Annotated in this window: 15 protein-coding genes; 9 read left to right on the top strand and 6 right to left on the bottom strand. The window is 39.1% G+C overall.

Features of this window, described 5'->3' with window-relative positions:
• The 3 genes from LMH66_RS16650 to LMH66_RS16640 all read right to left on the bottom strand — a co-directional run.
• A partial coding sequence (locus tag LMH66_RS16650; protein WP_420709434.1) for a hypothetical protein occupies window positions 1-511 on the bottom strand: 511 nt, incomplete at its 3' end.
• A gap of 82 nt (window positions 512-593) precedes the next feature.
• Window positions 594-4,883 carry an EAL domain-containing protein gene (locus LMH66_RS16645; protein WP_229371383.1) on the bottom strand — a complete coding sequence of 1,430 codons (4,290 nt, stop codon included), beginning with the start codon at window positions 4,881-4,883 and terminating at the stop codon, window positions 594-596.
• Window positions 4,884-5,155: 272 nt separating this feature from the next.
• A complete protein-coding gene (locus LMH66_RS16640; protein WP_229371381.1) occupies window positions 5,156-7,969 on the bottom strand; it encodes an insulinase family protein in 2,814 nt (937 codons plus the stop codon).
• 192 nt (window positions 7,970-8,161) lie between these two features.
• Between LMH66_RS16640 and sixA the strand changes: the two genes are divergently transcribed.
• Complete coding sequence (sixA, locus tag LMH66_RS16635) at window positions 8,162-8,635, top strand: phosphohistidine phosphatase SixA (protein ID WP_102529500.1); 474 nt, start codon at window positions 8,162-8,164, stop codon at window positions 8,633-8,635.
• Between the two features lie 170 nt (window positions 8,636-8,805).
• Here sixA and smrB read toward each other — a convergent pair whose 3' ends face one another.
• The gene (gene smrB / locus LMH66_RS16630; RefSeq protein WP_102529496.1) at window positions 8,806-9,333 is read right to left on the bottom strand and encodes an endonuclease SmrB; all 528 of its coding nucleotides are present in this window, start codon (window positions 9,331-9,333) and stop codon (window positions 8,806-8,808) included.
• Window positions 9,334-9,413: 80 nt separating this feature from the next.
• Here smrB and prmB point away from each other — a divergent pair, with 80 nt between their 5' ends.
• The 6 genes from prmB (at window position 9,414) to LMH66_RS16600 (ending at window position 14,767) form a co-directional block, all read left to right on the top strand.
• Window positions 9,414-10,358 carry a 50S ribosomal protein L3 N(5)-glutamine methyltransferase gene (prmB, locus tag LMH66_RS16625; protein WP_102529495.1) on the top strand — a complete coding sequence of 315 codons (945 nt, stop codon included), beginning with the start codon at window positions 9,414-9,416 and terminating at the stop codon, window positions 10,356-10,358.
• A gap of 43 nt (window positions 10,359-10,401) precedes the next feature.
• On the top strand, window positions 10,402-11,496 hold the full coding sequence (gene aroC, locus LMH66_RS16620; RefSeq protein ID WP_229371379.1) for a chorismate synthase: 1,095 nt from the start codon (window positions 10,402-10,404) through the stop codon (window positions 11,494-11,496).
• Window positions 11,497-12,669, top strand: coding sequence for an MFS transporter (locus LMH66_RS16615; RefSeq protein WP_229371377.1), 1,173 nt, complete (start codon window positions 11,497-11,499; stop codon window positions 12,667-12,669). It abuts the gene before it with no gap.
• Between the two features lie 83 nt (window positions 12,670-12,752).
• Complete coding sequence (locus LMH66_RS16610) at window positions 12,753-13,922, top strand: ATP-NAD kinase family protein (protein WP_229371375.1); 1,170 nt, start codon at window positions 12,753-12,755, stop codon at window positions 13,920-13,922.
• 3 nt (window positions 13,923-13,925) lie between these two features.
• The gene (locus LMH66_RS16605) at window positions 13,926-14,201 is read left to right on the top strand and encodes a YfcL family protein (RefSeq protein ID WP_229371373.1); all 276 of its coding nucleotides are present in this window, start codon (window positions 13,926-13,928) and stop codon (window positions 14,199-14,201) included.
• A 20-nt stretch (window positions 14,202-14,221) separates the two neighbouring features.
• Window positions 14,222-14,767, top strand: a complete 546-nt coding sequence (locus tag LMH66_RS16600; RefSeq protein WP_229371370.1) for an RNA methyltransferase — start codon at window positions 14,222-14,224, stop codon at window positions 14,765-14,767.
• A 78-nt stretch (window positions 14,768-14,845) separates the two neighbouring features.
• On the opposite strand, the gene LMH66_RS16595 is transcribed toward LMH66_RS16600, so the two are convergent.
• The gene (locus LMH66_RS16595) at window positions 14,846-15,310 is read right to left on the bottom strand and encodes a hypothetical protein (protein WP_102529490.1); all 465 of its coding nucleotides are present in this window, start codon (window positions 15,308-15,310) and stop codon (window positions 14,846-14,848) included.
• A 30-nt stretch (window positions 15,311-15,340) separates the two neighbouring features.
• Window positions 15,341-17,311 carry an FAD-dependent 5-carboxymethylaminomethyl-2-thiouridine(34) oxidoreductase MnmC gene (gene mnmC, locus LMH66_RS16590; protein WP_229371368.1) on the bottom strand — a complete coding sequence of 657 codons (1,971 nt, stop codon included), beginning with the start codon at window positions 17,309-17,311 and terminating at the stop codon, window positions 15,341-15,343.
• 327 nt (window positions 17,312-17,638) lie between these two features.
• Between mnmC and fabB the strand changes: the two genes are divergently transcribed.
• Both fabB and LMH66_RS16580 read left to right on the top strand, forming a co-directional pair.
• On the top strand, window positions 17,639-18,850 hold the full coding sequence (gene fabB / locus LMH66_RS16585) for a beta-ketoacyl-ACP synthase I (RefSeq protein ID WP_102529488.1): 1,212 nt from the start codon (window positions 17,639-17,641) through the stop codon (window positions 18,848-18,850).
• Window positions 18,851-19,473: 623 nt separating this feature from the next.
• Complete coding sequence (locus tag LMH66_RS16580; RefSeq protein ID WP_229371366.1) at window positions 19,474-20,181, top strand: GntR family transcriptional regulator; 708 nt, start codon at window positions 19,474-19,476, stop codon at window positions 20,179-20,181.
• The last annotated feature ends 1 nt before the right edge of the window (window position 20,182 follow it).

Here is a 20,182-nt window from a genome sequence, read left to right as displayed (position 1 = left end):
CCGCTAATTGCGCATTAGTATCAGAGAACTTGATGTACGGGTTGCCTGCTACTTGCGAATTGGTATCAGAGAACTTGATGTATGGGTTACCTGCTACTTGTGCATTAGTATCAGAGAACTTGATGTAAGGGTTACCTGCTACTTGTGCATTAGTATCAGAGAACTTGATATATGGGTTACCTGCTACTTGTGCGTTAGTTTCAGAGAACTTGATATATGGGTTGCCTGCTACTTGTGCATTAGTATCAGAGAACTTGATGTATGGGTTACCTGCTACTTGTGCGTTAGTTTCAGAGAACTTGATGTATGGGTTGCCTGCTACTTGTGCATTAGTATCAGAGAACTTGATGTACGGGTTGCCTGCTACTTGCGAATTGGTATCAGAGAACTTGATGTATGGGTTACCAGCTATAGAATTAAACTGGTCTAGGTTATTAACATTTACTTCCGTTGTAATATTAGCAGCAGAAGTCGAAGTTAGAAGTGCAGCTATGATAATTCCGTTAATCATTGTTTTAGTCTCTCAGTTCAGGGTTAATAAAAAAGTTTTTTATTTGACGTCTGAACTGCTAGTTGCACTTGTTGTGCCAATGTTAACTGATAATTTGTTTTTCTTCTTGTTTGTTGAAATTGATATTCAATAACTTGGTAAATTCAACTTCTGGTACTGGCTTACTAAAAATGTAACCCTGGATCTCTTCACATTTTAGCGCTTTCAATATATTGAGTTGAGCATCATCTTCAACACCTTCACCGACAACTGATAAGCCCATGTTATGTGCGATGGTGATAATACTGTCTACCATTTTCAGATCTCTATCTGATTTACTGATGTCATCTACAAATGACTTATCAATTTTTAAACAGTGGATTGGGAAACGCTTTAAATAAGATAATGATGAATAACCAGTACCGAAATCATCCAACGCTAAGGTCACGCCCATTTGGGCAAGTTGATTCATGACTTTAATTGCATTTTCTGGGTTTTTGATAATTGTACTTTCAGTGATCTCCAATTCTAAATGACAAGCAGGTAGCTTGGTAAGCTGTAAGACGCTGGAGATACGTTGTTGTAGATCGGGAAGGGCAAACTGTCTAGATGATAAATTAATGGCGACACGGCCGTTAAAGATACCTTGCTCACGCCATTTCTGTGCTGCAAAGCAAGCTTTTCGTAAAACTAAATCACCGATTTCAACAATAAGGCCGTTTTCTTCAGCTAATGGAATAAATTCATTAGGAGCGATAATTCCGTGTTCGGGGTGAACTAGTCTAACCAATGCTTCCATGCCAACGAGGCTGTCTTGTTTCAAATCCACTTTAGGTTGGTAGTAAACTTCAAAGAGATCCTCTTTAAGGCCTTCTCGAATTAAGTTTTCAATTTCCAGTTGACGTAATGCATTCTGATTTAATGATTCTGAATAGAATTGATAACGATTGCCACCGCCTGATTTTGCGTGATACATGGCAATATCTGCTTTACGTAGCAAGGCTTGTTCATTTTGTTCGTCTTCAGGATACAGAACGATACCAATACTCAAGCCAACAACTAGCGATTCATTGTCAATTTTAAACTCTTTTTTTAAAGCATCAATGATCCGTGAGGCAATTGCTGCACAAGACCCAATATCAGGGTTGTGATCAACTAAAATTGCAAATTCATCGCCGCCTAAACGATATAAACTCACATGCTTAGGCACATTGTTTTGAATACGTTTGGCAACATCAACAAGTAACTCATCACCAATTTGATGACCAAGAGAGTCATTAATCCGCTTGAAGTTATCCAAATCTAAAACCATCAAAGTGTGATGAATATCTTTTTTAACTAAATTATTCAATGTAACTTGAAGGCTAGAACGGTTAGGAAGGCCTGTTAAAATATCACTGTTAGTGAGCTTTCTTAATTCTTCTTCTTGTTGTTTACGACGGGTAATGTCTGAGAATACACCAACATAATGAGTGGTTTCGCCTTGTTGGTTGTATATAGCATCAACAGTAAGTTCCATCAGGAAATGACTACCATCACCTTTATTTGCTTCTAGTTCATTACTCCAACAACCTTGTTGTGACAGTGAAGCATGAATTTGATTTGAATATGACTCAGGGTAGCGGCCAAAACTAAATAGTTGACCAATAAATTCATCTCGTGATTGGTTTGTAAGTTCACAACAGGCATCATTGACTTCAACAAAACGATATTTTTCATCGAGGATAAACATACCTTCTGAGATATTTTCAATGGCGCGCTCAAACAAACGTAATTGTTCTTCAGTTTGTTTTAAATTATTAATGTTTTTTATTGTTCCAGTCATTCGAACAGGGTTTTCTTTCTGATCTCTTTCTACTATTTTTGCTCTATCTAAAATCCACATCCAGAGGTTTTCACGACTTTTGACACGATAAGCAACCTCAAAATGATCTGTAAGGCCTTTAAAGTGGTCATTAAGCGCTGTTTTAACTCGGTTTTGATCTAATGGATGAATATTACTTTCTTCGCCAGGTTTACCGGAACGTTGACCATCTTGAGGGAACTCTAAAGTCCCCCAGATATTGGAGCGGTATATCTCTCCAGTTTCGATATCCCAATCCCACATTTCATCGCCACTGCCCCAAAGGGATAATTTTAACCTTTCTTCACTTAATGCAATTTGTTTCTGAATTTGACGACGGCGTAAAATAACTTTGGTAATAATAAATAACAATATAAAACACAACAGAGTGTAGGATAGTTTTGCTTCAAAAGAGTAATACCAAGGTGGGGTGACGGTTATTTGAATAGACTTGGTATCACCTTGTTTTCCTGAAAGCTTATTAATGGCATAAACATGGAAGTTATAAATTCCGGCTGAAAGGTTTGTGTACGTGGCTGAATTTATATTTTGAGAAGGTAACCAGTCATCATTGAGCCCTTGCATTTGATAATAAAAAATAAAATCATCTAGTGGTTTACCAGGAGCTATGAATGTAAATGAAAAAGGGTAATCAGAATACTTTAAAGTGATATTAGATTGTAAATCGATGGGTTGTTGTAGGATATTACCTCCCACCTTTTCTGAAACATTGAACAATTGAAAGTCATTCAGTGCAACATCTGAGGAATCTATACTAACAATCTCTTGATATATTTCTGTTGGATTTATAATACTTAAACCATTGGAGCCACTGAATAGAGCCGTATTACCTATAACTAAAGACCCTTGTGAATTATAATCACTTTGTGCTCCATGTTTTGTTGATACTGTAATATTCTTAGAATTTATTTTATTAGTGATATTTATTTCAGTGGCAGATGAAGAAATAATAAAGTTATCAAAAGATTCAATTGAATAAACTAGTTTGTTATTTTTATAAACTTCTCCGAGCTCTAAGTTTTTAGTTGAGAGCTTTAATAAAGAATTTCGCGTACCAAACAATAAATCTTCACCGTCTAGCTCCAAGCTTGTAACCATACTCTGACTGTAAACTTTCTCCACTATTTTTTCATCTATTTTGAATAAGCCCCCTTGGGAAGCGATCCAAAAAATATTATCTTGTTTTACTAAATCGAATATTGGGTATCTTTCTCCAGTTGAAATAGCATATTTTTCTTTGTCATTTTCGTAAACAAACACTTTGCCATCAATTGTTGAAAGGTAAATCTCATTTCTATTTACATCTTTTGTGACATTAGTAACTTGTTCATTAGATATTTTTGTTTCCGAAAAGTTTTGCAAGTCGATCTTAGTTAAACCATTAACATTACCAATGTACAAACTATTATTTAAAACTTGGATTGACTTTGGTCCATCAAAATCTGTTAAAGTTATTGAATTTACTTCATTGAGTTGCTTATCAAGAACTTTGATAGAAGAGGAGTCTGCAGCTACATATATATTTTTACTATCTCGAGTAATTGACCAAATGTTTTCAGTTACTAATTTAGAATTTTTTACTAGATTTCTACTTCTATCAACCTTAATTAAACCAAGGTTAACATCTGCAATGAATGTTGCTGATTTTGTTTCTTTAATTATAGGTCGTTTTATTGAGCCTTCAATAGAGATAAATCCGACGTTTTGAATATCTTTATTGTCTTTTAATTTGACAATGTTAGAACCAACTATTGATATTATTTCTGTGCTGTCTTTAGATTGCTCTAAATAGGTTAAGGTTAAGGGTGAAAATATATTTTTCTTATTATTACTATAGCCTAATAACCCACTTTTAGTTGAAATTATCAACTCTCCACTCAGCAATCCTATATCGTTCGAGCTATCTTCTATAATTGTTAGTTTATCATTTTCTAACTTAAAAACATTTCCATTATAATTTCTTATATAGAAAGTATTATCAATTTCAACTATTTTTTTTACTTCCTGAAGCGCTTTACTTTCAAATCCCCAAATTACTCTAGTAAGCTCTTTATTTATGATAAGAACCTTGTTGTTTAGTCCTAAGGCTACTCCTTGAGATAAGTTTGAAATATACCAAATTGGTTCATCAATTTTTTTTGATTCAATTAAAACCGGAGAAAATGTTTCTGAGTTTTTATTAAATACAGCTAGCCCTTTATCTGTTCCTACTATAAGTCTATTCTGGCTATCAATGAAAAGTGTTTTTATAAATGAGCTAGGCAGATTCGATACACTATCTTCGGCATAAAAATGCCTGAAGGTTTTACCATCAAATCTATTCAAACCATTTACCGTACCGAGCCAAATGTAACCTTGTCCGTCTTCAACTATACTTGTAACCGTTGATTGAGATAGTCCATTATCAACATTGAAACTTTCAGTATTGAGTAGTAATTCATAGTTGCTATCAGAATCAGCAAACGCAAGCCCAGCGAATGCGTGGACGAGGAGAAATGTACAAATTACCAACCGACTTATCATTTGCATAAAAATTATACTTTTATCTTCTGTAATCGAGATTTATTCAATGTAATACTCCACTTTTTCAGAAAGTTAATAGTTTGTCAAAAATTGGTAAGAATAAAAAAAATCTCACTCGAACACTTGTGCTTATTTTGTACAGTCAATGTATTTGTTTGATTGAAAAACATCTTTAAAACACTGTATTTTGATGTCTAATTAGATTTTTATTCTGCAAATTCATTTCCGTTGGTGTTTTTATAAAACTTGTAAAAGTTTATAAACGCTAGGCTGTTTTTCTAGAACTCAAATTTATCAGCGTTATGTTTAAAGCCTTTTAAATCGGTAATGACCTGTGCTGTTGGCATTGGCTCTAACTGATTATGCTGCTCACCAGCATTAAACATCACTAATCTGTCACTGTGTTTACTACGCATATTACTAACAATAAACTTAATCAAATCTGCACGGGTAAATTGCTTAATTTCTTCAACGACTCTTTCACGCTGTTTGAAGTCGTAATCTCTATTGCCAAGACAGACCCAGTAACGCTGGCTTCGACTCTTAAGATTGGCATCTTTCTCTAAAATTTGATTTATTAATCCAAGCTTAGTGGCTTCCCATTGCTCTTTGGTTATTTGCATAACAGCGTAATTAAAGTCTGCAATGAACTCATCGATAGCTTCGAGTAACTTGCGAGGTCCGGTGGTTGGAGATTGTATGTAGAATATCATCCCTGGATGGCGATTGAGTGGCAGATATCCTGTTCCTACCATGTAACCAAGCTGTTTTTCTGTCCTAAGCTCATGGAAAAAAGTAGACGACATTGTGTGGTTTAGCAAACTAAATAAACCAATATTATGAGCGGTAGTTTCATTTGATTGGTAGTAAACAATAATGGCGCTATCTTGATGTTCGACTGAGAGTTCACGCATTAACGTGCCTCTATCGGTAAGATTAATCAGTTCTCGGCTTGATTCTGAACTGGGTTTTGTTACCAGTGAAAGCACGAGTTTCAAACGTTTTGCAAGCTGCTGCGTTTCACTGACTAGCCAATCTCCATAAACCAATCCTTCGACATAGATTTTCTCGTAAAATGCGCTTACATGGTCATGAAGTTCATCTAAGGTGACATCTTCAAGCATTTCGGCCATCTTAGCGGGTTCATATGAACGTTTTTGCAAGGTAACCGTTAAGCTGGAGAATAATTGAGCGATAGGTTTTGCTTGTGCAACATTAGTCCAGCTTCTGAGTAATTGTTTTTTGATGAGTTTAAAACGGTCTTGGGTAAAGTTTCTTTCTCTAGCTTTATCTATGACCAAGGCCAACAAAGTTTCTTGATTACCGGTAAACCCAGTTAAATGTAAGGTAATGCCACCTTGATGAGGATATATATTGTAATTAAGTCCTGCTACTTCAGCTTGATAGGTTGACTCAGTTAAATAATCTAAAACCATTTCAACATACAAACGGGTTAACGCGGCATGCTTAGGGGTAGGGCTTGCATTTTCAGAGTCTAACGAAAGATATAAATGACCTTTAGGAACATTAAACTCATCATCTTTACGATGCCAAATTCGATAACCTTCATCTTCAGCTACAACTACAGGTACATCACTCTTACTCAATTCAATACGTGATTGTGGATCGCTGACGATAAAAGGATTTTTAGTCGGTAGTGACAATTCTTTTCTTGGTTCGGCTTGTTGCCAGAGAGCAATTTTGGTTTCAGGTATTTCCTCAATTGAGTAAGGTGTGAAATACCATTTAGCTTGCTGGTTAGTACTGACTTCTCTTGAAACAAGCTGAGTACGCATATTGCTTGGTACGAACATAGCTAAAAGAGCGAGTGCTTCATCTGCATCTAATCCATCCATGCGGTAATCACCAAATACAATATCTTCAACCTCATAGTGTTGCATGTTGATACTGAGATGGCTGGCTAAATCAAGGATTTTAATTTGTTCTTGGTATTTAAACGCGGTAGACAAAAGGCTCGCTCTTTCATCATAACGCCAAGACTCTATTCCTGAAGTACGAATTAATTGAATATACTCGAAAGTGCACTCAATTATGGAGTCTATTTGCTGTAACCCTTTCTCAGTAAGCTGAATACTGATGCTGTAATCTTTGAAGTTATAACCATTGACACCACCACCCGCTGACAGGTTGTTTGCCAAGCCTTGCTCTTTTAAATAAGAAAGTAAACTGCCAGGGCTTTCATTGCCGAGTAAATGACTAATAAACGTCAGTGGTTTACGTTGATAAAAGGGTTCAATGCAAGGGAGCTCAAAACTGATATTTAATCTTTTTTGATCTTTAACGGGGGCGATGTTGATATGTTTTAACTTTGCATTGTCATCGAGATAGGGAGTATCAGGATAGCTTGCTTTAACATTTCGATTGTTAATTGTACTGAAAAAATGTTCCGCATATTCAGCCTGCGCATCCAGTGACAAGGGGGATACCAAGCAGAGCGTCATAATATTTGCACTGTATTTCGATTGGTAAAAGTCTAATAACTCTTGTCTCACTTCAGCTTCATTTCCTGCAAGGGTTTGCAGGTTGCCCACAGAAAACTTACTAAAAGGATGGCCGGGGTTAACGGACTCTTTTTGAACTTGATATACCCGTCGAATATCATCTTTAAGCTTTAAACTATATTCAGAGTCAATGGCATGTCTTTCTCTGTCGACTAGTTCTAGATCGAATTTTGGTGCGATAAAAAATTGACTGAATCTATCTAATGACTCTTCAAAGAGATCAGCATCAATACTGTAAAAAAAGTTTGTTTGCTCGGTGCCTGTCCAAGCATTATTTGAACCACCATGTTGATTAATAAACTGATGATATTCGCCAGAATCCGGAAACTTATCTGTGCCTAAAAACAGCATGTGCTCTAAAAAGTGAGCCATACCAGGACGTGATATCGGATCATCAAAATGACCAACAGAGACTGTCATCGATGCAGCAGCTTGTGTCGCTGCTTTATCTTCAACGAGTAACACCCTTAATGCGTTATCAAGCACAATATGTCGGTATTGGCGATGATCATTTGGGCTGGTGACAATGCTATTTAGTTTGTTTTGTGCTGTGTCTGGTTTTATGGTCAAGATAATGCTCCAGATAAGAAGGCTTGTTATATATTGATCTCGTTGGCGGCTTTTAGCAAATATCTAATGAAAATATCGACTAAAGACTAATTAAATTTACTTCATTGTTACTTTGTAGATGCGATATTTAAGGCTACAATTGGAAAACAAACACAATAATAATGAGTAGCGATAATGAGCACCAATAGAAGTATGCAGCTATTTTTGATGCGACATGGTGAAGCTGGTTTTGATGCACCATCAGATAGAGAAAGAATGCTATCACAATTAGGGCGCACTCAATCTAACGCCATGGCAAATTGGTTAACTGAAAAAGTCAGCAGTGTAGACTTAGTGATTGTTAGTCCTTACTTACGAGCTCAGCAAACCTGGCAAGAAGTTGCTAAACATCTACCTGAACCAAGTAAATGGTTAGTGTTAGATGATATTACACCATCAGGAAGCCCACAAATTGCTGTCGATGCTATTTTGGCTTATGCCGAACATTATCAAGCTAAAAAAGTGTTAGTGATTGCACACATGCCTATTCTTGGCTACATGGTCAGCGAGTTAGTCGCAGGCATGGAACCGCCCATTTTTGCAACGTCAGCCATTGCCTCAATAGAACGTAATGAGCATGGCGGTCATTTTGATTTGATGCAGACACCCGCTCAAATGAGTGCATAAAGCGAATTGTTAGGTTTTGAATACTGAATTCATAACCCTAAAGCTCATAAGTCTAGAGCTCATAACCTTTGAATTCATAACCTTTGAACTCATAAATACAGAGCTCTTAAATTAAGGGCTCTTAAATGAAGGGAGCGAAATTAAGAGCACTAGTAAATAAACATCACTGCTTATCTTCGATGCGCATGCTCGCCAATATCAATCAAAATCAATAATGCAGCATCCGCTCCCCATTCTTTAGGGGCTTGATGAAACGCTTTAACTTTAGGGTGTTGAGCCAGCCACATCGGTAATTGCTGTTTTAATATTCCCGAGCCATAGCCGTGCATGACACAGCAACACAAAATGTGCTGTTTTACACAAGCCTGTAGCAATGCAGCCAATTCCAACTTAGCTTCTGCTTGGCGCATGCCATGTAAATCCAGTAGTAAATCAGGCTGATAATCTCCGCGACGCAAACGCTTTAATTCAATTTTCTCTACACCTTCATTGAGCCAACGCATAGGGCCTTCAACAGGTAATATCGGATGATAATTATCTGAAAAATAGCTATCAGCGTAAACCTGTTGTTCTTTTACTTCGACTTGTTGTTTGGATTTGACTGACTGCTTAAAGTGATGTTTATCTTGATTTAACGGCTTAACACCGCCAAATTGCTCTGAAAACAGTGCAAAGTCAGGATTATTTTCTTTATTCATGGCGCTATTGTATTGAATTCTAGGTCATCTTAATAGACTTCAGTTACAATGGTCAGGAACAATTTTTCAGGAGTTATGTTTTGGATAAAATCTTTGTGGATGAAGCTGTCACCGAATTAAGAACCGTTGGCGATATGTTGCGTTGGGCTGTAAGCCGTTTTAATGATGCGAACATTTATTATGGGCACGGAACTGATAATGCTTGGGACGAAGCTATTTCTTTGGTTTTCCATGCTTTACATCTTCCTGAAGAAATTGGTCAGCAGGTGGTTAACTCCAACTTGACCAGCAGTGAAAAACACAAAATTGTTGAGCTAATTATTCGTCGTGTTCGTGAGCGTTTACCCGTTCCATATTTAACCAACAAAGCACGTTTTGCTGATTTAGAGTTTTACGTTGATGAACGTGTGTTAGTGCCGCGCTCGCCAATCGCTGAGATGATCAACAATGGTTTCAGTCCTTGGTTATATAACAAGCCTGTTACTCGAGTGATGGATTTATGCACCGGTAGTGGCTGTATCGCTATTGCATGCGCTTATGCATTTGAAGATGCTGAAGTTGATGCGTTAGATATTAGTGAAGATGCATTAGAAGTGGCACAAATAAACATCGAATCACTGAATGTATTAGATCGCGTGTTCCCAATTCAATCGGATATTTTCTCCGCAATTGAAAAAGGCCCACATTACGATTTGATCGTATCGAACCCACCATACGTAGATGAAGAAGACATTGGCGATATGCCAGATGAGTATCATCACGAGCCAGCTATTGGCTTAGCATCAGGTCGTGATGGTTTAGATTTAACTAAACGTATTCTGGCCAATGCTGCTGATTATCTGACACCAGATGGTTTACTTGTGGTTGAAGTCGGTAACTCAATGGTGCATTTGAATGAGCAATTCCCTGATGTGCCATTCACCTGGGTTGAGTTTGAACATGGCGGAGACGGTGTGTTTGTACTTACATATGATCAGCTAGTTGAAAATGAATCACTTTTCGCCATCTATAAAGATAGTGAATAATAACGATTAGAAAAAATAAATTACGTTGAGGTAATCAGATAGCATGTCGGGAAATAGCATAGGTCAAAATTTTGTCGTGACGACGTTCGGCGAGAGTCATGGTGTTGCATTAGGTTGTATTATTGATGGTTGCCCACCAGGTCTTGAACTTACCGTTGAGGATATGCAACACGATTTAGATCGCCGCCGACCTGGTACCTCACGTTATACCACTGCGCGCCGCGAGCCTGATGAGGTGCGTATTTTATCTGGTGTGTTTGAAGATAAAACCACAGGTACTTCAATTGGCTTATTGATTGAAAATACCGATCAGCGCAGTCAAGATTATTCCAATATCAAAGATTTATTCCGTCCGGGCCACGCTGATTACACTTATCAGCAAAAGTACGGTTTACGTGATTATCGTGGCGGTGGACGTTCGTCTGCCCGCGAAACTGCAATGCGTGTTGCTGCTGGCGCTGTAGCGAAAAAATACTTAAAGCAAGTTCATGGTATCGAAATTAACGGTTACATGTCTCAGCTCGGTCCTATTTTCGCAGAATCAGTAGATTTAAATGAAGTTGAACAAAATGCTTTCTTCTTTCCTGATGCGTCTAAATTAGAGCAACTGGATGAGTACATGCGTGATTTGAAAAAATCAGGTGACTCAGTCGGAGCTAAAATTACCGTTGCGGCAACAGGCGTACCTGTTGGACTCGGTGAGCCAGTATTTGACCGTCTTGATGCTGATATTGCTCATGCATTAATGGGCATTAATGCTGTTAAAGGCGTTGAAATCGGTGATGGTTTTGGTGTGGTAACCCAAAAAGGTTCTGAGGGGCGTGATTTAATGTCCCCAGCAGGCTTTGAGTCAAACCATGCTGGTGGTGTGTTAGGTGGTATTTCTTCTGGTCAACCTATCGTTGCTCATATAGCACTTAAGCCAACTTCAAGCATTTCAGTTCCTGGTCAAAGCATGACTGCTCAAGGTACTACGGCTGATGTGGTCACAAAAGGGCGTCATGATCCTTGTGTTGGTATCCGTGCTGTGCCGATTGCAGAAGCAATGCTTGCAATTGTATTAATGGATCACTTACTTCGCCATCGCGCACAAAATCAGGACGTGGTTTCTGAAACTCCCGTTATCGGTATGAAATAAATGCCTAATGCGTCATCAGCTGAGCCTAACGTTCGTTGGCTCAGCGCTTGTTACTTTTTCTTTTTTTCAATTCTTGGCTTAATGGTTCCATACCTTGGTGTGTTTTTTGATAACCGAGGTTTTAATGCCCAAGAGATTGGCTTTCTGATGGCAATCCTTATGGGAACGCGAATTATTGCTCCCAATGTTTGGGCTATGGTTGCCGATAGAACCGGTATGCGTTCTGAGTTAGTTAAATTCGGATCTGCAGCCGCTGCGATTACCTATGTCAGCTTTTTCTTTGATGGCAGCCTCACATATTTAGCTATCAGTTTGATGGTATACACCTTTTTTTGGAATGCGATTTTGGCTCAGCTTGAGGTCATAACGCTCGAAAGTTTAGGGGATGAGTCCCATCGATATGGTGCAATACGTAGCTGGGGAAGTGTCGGGTATATTTGCTTAGTCATCATTGCAGGTTTTTGTATCAGTGAGTTCGGTGCTGAAATTGTCCCTTCAATTGGGATGGTACTTTTTATCGGCATGTTCTTATGTGCTTTGGCACTTCCCAATAATAGAGCGTCCTTAGCTGACGTAGGCTCAAGACCGCCTTTAACACTGTCTCCTTCTATCATTTGGTTTCTTATTTCAGCGATATTACTGCAAATGAGTGTAGGGCCTTTTTATGGCTTTTTTGTTTTATACCTTAAACAAGCAGGTTATACCGAGGGCATAGCAGGTTTATTCGTTGCCTTTGGCGTGGTGGTTGAAATTTTAATGTTCATGCTTGCGCCAAGATTATTGGGTCGGTTTGGGGTTAAATTACTCTTGATAGTCAGTATGGGTTTTACGGTTGTAAGGTGGGTCTTATTGGCATATGGCGTAGATAATATTTTACTGTTGTCCATCAGCCAAGCACTTCACGCATTCACTTTTGGTTTAACACATGCAGCGTCAATTCAGTTTATTCATCGTAATTTTGATATTGCGCATCGCAGTAAAGGCCAAGCGCTCTATGCTAGCTTAAGTTTTGGTTTAGGCGGCGCGATTGGAATATGGGTGAGTGGTATGATTTGGGGTGATGGTTCAGGTGCTAGTCAAACTTGGTTATTTGCTTCTTTTTGCGCTGTGTTAGCATTATTAGCTACATTGGCTATTCGTGAGCCAAAACCTTATTTGAAAGCCAAAAGCTAATACATAACATATTGCCCATGAATAAGATTAACTTAACTAGCATTGTTAAAGTTCATTAGAAAAGTGAAAGAGGATTGATTGCAGTGAAGCGTTTTCGATTAGGTTTGATTATTAACCCATTAGCAGGATTAGGTGGCAGTGTAGGCCTAAAAGGTTCTGATAATGTGGCGCAATTGGCAATTGAAAAGGGCGCAGAGCCAAAAGCTAACTTAAGAATGGAACAAGCATTAGCCGTAATTGAGCCATTTAAAGATCAAATTGATATTATTACCGCATCCGGTGATATGGGCCAAAACCTCGCGCAGAAAATGGGGTTTACAGTGACCTGTGTGCATTCGACTGCGGCAAACGAGACTTTGACACCAGATAAACAACCACAACATCATCAACTTACTCACGCTCGAGATACACAACTCACAGTAGAAGCGTTAATGAACGAGTCACTCGATTTATTACTTTTCGCCGGTGGCGACGGTACTGCGCGAGATATTTTTGCCGTAGTTGATGACGCTATACCAGTACTTGGCGTGCCAGCTGGAGTGAAGATTCACTCTGGCGTATACGCGATAACCCCGCATGCTGCTGGTGTGGTAGTTAATATGCTACTTAAAGGCGAGTTAGTGAGCTTGATGACGGCTGATGTGATGGATATTGATGAGCAAGCATTTAGGCAAGGCACAGTTAAAGCGAAACGCTTTGGTGAAATGCTAGTACCTGCCGAGCCACGTTATATTCAAGCAGTTAAAATGGGCGGTAAAGAGGTCGACGAGTTAGTGCTTGCTGATATCGCTGCTGATGTTATTAATCAAATGGAAGATGAGCTTTATATCATTGGCAGTGGCTCAACGGTTGCTGCATTAATGGAAGAGCTTAATCTAGATAACACATTATTGGGCGTGGATGTTATCCAGAATGAGCAAGTGGTTGCTGCTGATGTCACCGCTAAACAGTTACTTGAATTGACGACTAATAAACCGACGAAGTTAGTCATTACCTTAATTGGCGGTCAGGGGCATATTCTTGGTCGTGGTAATCAGCAACTCTCGCCAGAGCTAATTAAGCAGGTCGGAAAAGACAATATTATTATCTTAGCAACAAAAACTAAGCTAAAAGCACTTGAAGGACGGCCATTAATTGTGGATAGTGGCGACCCTGAATTAGATAGTGCACTTACTGGTTATTATAAAATTACCACTGGATACCACGATTACGTGATGTACCAAGTTGCCAACCCAGATTTATCGGAGAGTTAGACCATGTTAGAGAAGTATGATGCAGCTTTAGAAGGTTGGATTGAACACACTGTTGCCAATGGTGATGATGACGCGCTATTTGCCAGCGGTTACTTACAGGGTCATATAGCAGTGGTTTTTTCTCAGCTTGAACAAGAACAACTTAGCGGTATTGATGCCCTAGATGACAAAATGGTCGATTGTTTAGCATTGGCAGATGATGAGTTAGAAGCTGCCGACTTTGCTTTAGTGCAAAGGGCTTGGCAACAATTACGTCAAATCATCAGCGATATAAAATAAGCATTAGTAAGCGAATTGGCATGACAGAACAAAAGAATATATCAACAGCTTCAATCGGGCTGGTTAATCCTAAAACACCTGTAAATGTGGGTGGGATTATGCGCGCAGCAGGTTGTTATCAAGCGAATGCGGTATTTTATACGGGTAATCGTTATGAATTGGCGGCTCGCTCAGGTGAAGCACAATATGATGTTGATACTAAAAATGCAGCCAAAACGATCCCGTTAACACGGGTGGAATCGTTGCTAGAACAAGCCCCAAAAAACGCTAAAGTAATCTGTGTTGATTTAGTAGTTGGCGCAACACCGTTGCCGTTATTTGAACATCCTGCAGATGCTTTTTATATCTTTGGCCCTGAAGATGGCACCATTCCGCAGCAAATTATTGATGCTGCAGATGAGGTGGTTTATGTGCCAACGGTGGGATGTATGAATTTAGCGGCCTCAGTCAATGTATTGTTATATGATCGACTGTCTAAAAGTGCACAAATCGCAGCGGATGATGAACTGATCCGCGAGAGTCGAGATAATAATAATCGCACTAAAGTCAAAACGTGGAAGAAATAGCACTAATTTGAGCTAACTAGGCGCATAGTCTACATGCTGTTTAATAAACTAAGCGCTCGCTAATGAATTAAGCACGCTCTAATGAATAAGCTGCTTAATATAATGGTCAAGTTCTACTTGACCATTTTTTTGTGCTAATTCAGCCTGAAAACAATCTAGAATAGCGGTTTCATGGGCTGCAATTAAATCAAAAATCTTATTATGCTCAGTGCAATCTGTTGCCCACTGACGATACTCTTCTTCGTAAGGGATTACCCAATTAACCAAAGTTTGCAGTAATTCTGTCCATGACAAATCAAGCCATTTTTGTGCGTCATCATGGCCTTTTTGTGTCATGGTTTCGACAGGAAAGCTGAATCGCTCCGTCTGCTTGAGTAAGTGAGATAACAGTAACTCAGCAGTGAGAGTTTCTACTTCAACCAGTTTCTTCCAGAGTTCTATTCGCCGTTCATCTTCTTCAACATTTTGCAGTAAACTAAAAAAGGCAATGCCGTATAGCTCGCCTAAATAAGCTTGATGTATCTTTTCATTTTTCGTGCTCATCTGTCATTCCTTTGGAATAATCGCCATCGATTAGATTAGCGATTTGCCTTTAAGCAATTTTCTTAACCACATTCTATTTGGATTGAGCATGGCAAACATATCGTAACTGATGGGTGGCGTTTGCTCGCAAATAATGGATGCTAATGCTTCTGCAGCTAATGGCCCAGAACTTAACCCTCTTGAGCCTAAACCGCCTAATACATATAAGCCTTGATGTGATGGTGCAGGTTGATGACGCCAAAATTTTCGGCTTGTAACGGTAAGCTGATGGTCTTTTAATGGTTCAGTATTATAGCGCTTGAAGATCGCATCTATATCCGGAGCTAATCCCATCATAGGGCAATGATCGCGGGTGACCATACGTACGCCGACTCTTGCATTTTCATCTGAAACATCTATGTCATTAACCCATGTTCTGTCTGGAAAGCTATGATGCATTTTTTGGGCATTTTCTAACTGTTCATCAGGGCAGTATTCAAGGTTTTCAGGTGACTTGACGTAACTTGCCCCTACACAATGATGTTGATTATTTTCAGGGGTGAGATAACCATGAGCGCAAATCACCGTTTTTAATTCGGCAAGTTTACCTTTTGACGGGATATGGCTCACTTGGCCGCGAAACCCAGTGACTTGAAGTGCACGGGTTTGTGTAAACTCCGTTAGCTGGGCCCCAGATGCTGCAACAACTTCGGGATGTTCATAATGTTGCTTACTTACTTCATCATGCTCAGTCGAGGTTAATCGCCAATTCGTTCCTGATTTAGTTAATGCTGAAATCTCACAATTCAGCTTTACCACCACCTCATTACCTTTACTGCCGGCTATCTGCTGTGCTTGCTTAATTGCCGCATTTGCAAATTCATGGGGACAAATCCAACCTGCTAATGGGTAATAAAATGCTGGCTTGTCGATTTGAATCTTGGCAATGTTATTTGCTTGAAGTGGGCTAACGGCAAATGCAATTTCACTTGGCCAATCTTGACCATCAATTATTTTATTTAATCTCGCGTCGCTTCTTTCATCAAAGCCTGTTTGCAATACGCCACAAAATTGATGGTCGATTTGATGCCCGGCAGCGGTGAGTTCTTGCAAGCGGCGACGACTATACAAAAAGGCCTGTTGGAAGTACTGGCTCATTAAGCTGTTATCTGGGGTTAATAGCGGGTAAATCGCCCCTTGTTTGTTACCTGAAGCGCCATCAGCCAGTATTTTGTCTTTACAGTAAATTGTGACACTTTTTCCTTTCTCTGCCAGCGACAAAGCAAGGTGAGCTGCTGCAATGCCACCGCCTATAATCGCAATTGAGTCATTAACATTGTTTGTATCTGCGTTTGCGGTTACAGCATTTGTAGCTAAAGCACTTGCAGTTAAATCGTTTGTGACAAAAGCACTTGAAGGCAGTGAATAGGCATATTCACTTTGCAAAGACTGACGTAATGCTCTGCGCTCACATAAAGGGATCTCTTGCAGCATTCTGGTCTGTTCATTCGCCTTAATAGCTTCTGGGCTAGAAACAAGATTAAAGCCTGTGAGCTGTGTAAGCTGTGCTAATTTCTTGGAGTTTGCATCAGTATCAAAAGCGTAAATATTGGCATTATCTAGGCTTATTCGACCCATTTGCCAGAAAAGCTTTTCTGTTAGGTGTTGATCAAAATACGCCGCTTCAGTCGTATGAGGTAAGCAATGCCAATGGCTTATTTGACCTTGCTGACTGAATGGCAAGCTCTGAGCGTTGCGGGCATAATCACCAAAGTATAAGTCGATGATAAATTGACCGCGATTGAAACTGAGTCGCTGACAACCATCGATATTAGCAATACATGCATTTTGCAGTAGCTGAGCATAGCGATGAAAGCAATGTGATGATTGGCTGATTTCACTATCAGCAAGCGTCATTAACTGAACTAGCTCAAATGCATTTAAGCCATAATGTTCAAAAACATTTAAGTGTATTGTTTGATTAAATTGTTCAGATAATTGCCAAAGTAGCATGGCCTCCATACCAACTCCTAGCCCAATTTGCCCAATACACAGGGTTTTGCTCGAGATTGGCTTATGAGACAAGACACCTTCATAATAATGCCTTATGCTTGCTGCATAATCAGGGTTTTGACAGTAACTACTTGGAAAATTGGCCGATATTGATGCACAATCTCGGGTAACTATAGGGAAGTCAGTGGTTAATTGGGTCAAAGCTCATACTCAAATTGGTTTTATTGAGATTATTTTACCTATGTTTACTGAAAGCTGACCACTTTATTCGTCTAAAGCGGATATCATTGCGGCAGCAAAATTAGGTACTGACACGTACAAAATGGATAGCAAAAAATGAAAAGAGTCGTAATAACAGGTTTAGGTGTTGTTTCAAGCATCGGTAATAACAAGCAAGAAGTGACAGATTCACTAAAAGCTGGACGCAGTGGTATTACCCATTCTGACCAATTCGAAGAAATGAAATTACGCAGTCATGTGTGGGGCGATATTAAATTAAACCCAGCAGATCACATTGACCGTAAAGCGTTACGTTTTATGGGTGATGCAGCAGCATACGCATACATTGCGATGCAAGAAGCAATCAGTGATGCAAATTTAACAGAAGAGCAATATTCTCATCATCGTGTGGGTTTAGTTGTCGGCACGGGTGGTGCTTCTTCTAAAAACCAAGTTCAAGCGGCAGATACGTTACGCGAAAAAAGCGTTAAACGTGTAGGTCCATACATTGTACCGCGCATTATGGCGAGTACGGCGAGTGCATGTTTAGCAACGCCATTTAAAATTAAAGGCATGAACTACTCAATCAGTTCAGCTTGTGCGACATCAGCTCACTGTATCGGCCATGCGGCAGAACTTATCCAAATGGGTAAGCAAGATATGGTATTTGCTGGTGGTGCTGAAGAATTAGATTGGACCCTGACTATGGGGTTTGATGCAATGGGCGCGTTATCAACTAAGTACAATGACACGCCGGAAAAAGCATCGCGTACATATGATGCAGATCGTGATGGATTTGTTATCTCTGGCGGCGGCGGAATCGTTGTTGTTGAAGAGTTAGAACACGCATTAGCCCGTGGCGCTAAAATCTATGCCGAAATTATTGGTTACGGTGCATCTTCTGATGGTTACGATATGGTAGCTCCATCTGGTGAAGGCGCTGTGCGTTGTATGCAAATGGCTTTAGCTGATGTTGATACGCCAATTGATTATATCAATACTCACGGTACATCAACTCCAGTAGGTGATGTACGTGAACTTGAAGCATTGCATGAAGTTTTCCCTGAAAACATGCCGCCAGTGGCTTCAACTAAATCAATGACAGGTCATGCTTTAGGCGCTGCAGGTGTTCATGAAGCGATTTATAGCTTAATGATGATGGAAAACAGCTTTATCGCCCCAAGTATCAATATTGATACGCCGGATGAGAAAGCGGCTGGGATTCCATTAGTCACAGAATATCGTGATGCTGAACTAACGACTGTGATGAGCAATAGCTTTGGTTTTGGTGGCACAAACGCCACGTTAGTGATGCGCAAATATAAGTAAACTTATTTTTAACCAACTAATAAAAATGCGTATTTAATTGGCATGAATATAAAAAACCAGTAGCTCTTGCTACTGGTTTTTTTATTTCTAGCCTAAAATTATTAAGTTAAGTTTAGCTATTTCTTAAGTTATTTTCTGTTTTATAAGAAATTGAATGATGTAAAATTAATTTAGACCTAGGGTCGGGGCTAAATACTTGTGTGAATCTTCGTTAGGCGTGTATTTAGCGCAAGGTCGTAAGAATGTACTGTGCTTTATCTGTGTCTAAAATAAGCAGTGCTATGAAAGGTTAAAGCATGTTTTGCCTGTTTATAGGAGTAAGCTGACTTACTGTTATAATTATTGCTAAATGAGATGTAATGGAAGTTTTAAAGCGATAAAAGAGGATATGCTTAGAGCTTTATAGGTATATAATGTAACATTATTCATCAATGCCAATTGAGTATCATAGATGTGTGTTTTTGCATTGACCGAGATTGTGAAATCTAGTCACAATACTGGTAATAGATATTTTATATTGTGACTAATTATGATGGAAAATAGATACTCAAATTGGAAGTTGATTTTGCATCGATTGGGTGCTTCGGGCTCAGTTTAAAAAGGATTTGTTAGGGGTATAGCTAGTGGTAGAAAAAAAGAAGAAAAGTGCGGTGTTAGCCTCAAACAATGAACCTGAAAGTAAGCAAGCTATCTCGTTAAATAAAGCTGCACACGACAAAATTCTCCAGTGGGTTTTTGACGGTAAATTAGCGCCAGGGGCATTTATGTCTCAAGGAGAATTGTCAAAATTGCTAGATATTCCAACGCAACCTTTACGTGATGCCTTACGCGTTCTCGAAAGTGAGAATATGCTTATTATTCACCCTCGGGCAGGTATCCAGTTCCGTAAACCAGATTTAGAGTTTATCCGAGCAACCTATCAATTTCGTTCAATTATCGAAAGCTCTGCAGCGAGTCATTTTGCGCAGTATGGACAAGAAACCATTATAGACTCATTAATAAATGAACATATCTTGTTAATTGAAAAGGTCGAAAAAGAGGGGATTACCCCAAATATTTTAAATGACATTGAAGCTATTGAATTGAAATTTCATGGCACTTTGATTTCATGTTTAGAAAATGAATTTGTTGAAGTCACCGCGACTCGGCTTAAGTACTATATAAAACTGATTCAGCTTGAGCATCACTTTACAAGTAACTTAGTCAAGCGTTCGTTATCAGAGCATATTCAAATATTACAAGCGTGTGCCAAACGAGACAAGGAAGCAGCATCGCAAGCTTTACTGCTTCATTTTAGAGAAGCACTGCACCGCCATATGAAGCTATTTTAGT

Origin of the sequence: Shewanella sp. 10N.7 (assembly GCF_020806285.1) — a bacterium.
GTDB classification, from domain to species: Bacteria; Pseudomonadota; Gammaproteobacteria; order Enterobacterales; family Shewanellaceae; genus Shewanella; species Shewanella electrodiphila.
Note: the sequence above shows the minus strand (reverse complement) of the source record. Positions and strands in the feature narration are given on the sequence as shown.

Excerpts from the sequence above, each read along its gene's own strand:
- LMH66_RS16645 (WP_229371383.1), bottom strand. The coding sequence starts at position 4,883 with ATGCAAATGATAAGTCGGTTGGTAATTTGTACATTTCTCCTCGTCCAC.
- sixA (WP_102529500.1), top strand. The coding sequence starts at position 8,162 with ATGCAGCTATTTTTGATGCGACATGGTGAAGCTGGTTTTGATGCACCA.
- smrB (WP_102529496.1), bottom strand. The coding sequence starts at position 9,333 with ATGAATAAAGAAAATAATCCTGACTTTGCACTGTTTTCAGAGCAATTT.
- aroC (WP_229371379.1), top strand. The coding sequence starts at position 10,402 with ATGTCGGGAAATAGCATAGGTCAAAATTTTGTCGTGACGACGTTCGGC.
- LMH66_RS16615 (WP_229371377.1), top strand. The coding sequence starts at position 11,497 with ATGCCTAATGCGTCATCAGCTGAGCCTAACGTTCGTTGGCTCAGCGCT.
- LMH66_RS16605 (WP_229371373.1), top strand. The coding sequence starts at position 13,926 with ATGTTAGAGAAGTATGATGCAGCTTTAGAAGGTTGGATTGAACACACT.
- LMH66_RS16600 (WP_229371370.1), top strand. The coding sequence starts at position 14,222 with ATGACAGAACAAAAGAATATATCAACAGCTTCAATCGGGCTGGTTAAT.
- LMH66_RS16595 (WP_102529490.1), bottom strand. The coding sequence starts at position 15,310 with ATGAGCACGAAAAATGAAAAGATACATCAAGCTTATTTAGGCGAGCTA.
- mnmC (WP_229371368.1), bottom strand. The coding sequence starts at position 17,311 with ATGGAGGCCATGCTACTTTGGCAATTATCTGAACAATTTAATCAAACA.
- fabB (WP_102529488.1), top strand. The coding sequence starts at position 17,639 with ATGAAAAGAGTCGTAATAACAGGTTTAGGTGTTGTTTCAAGCATCGGT.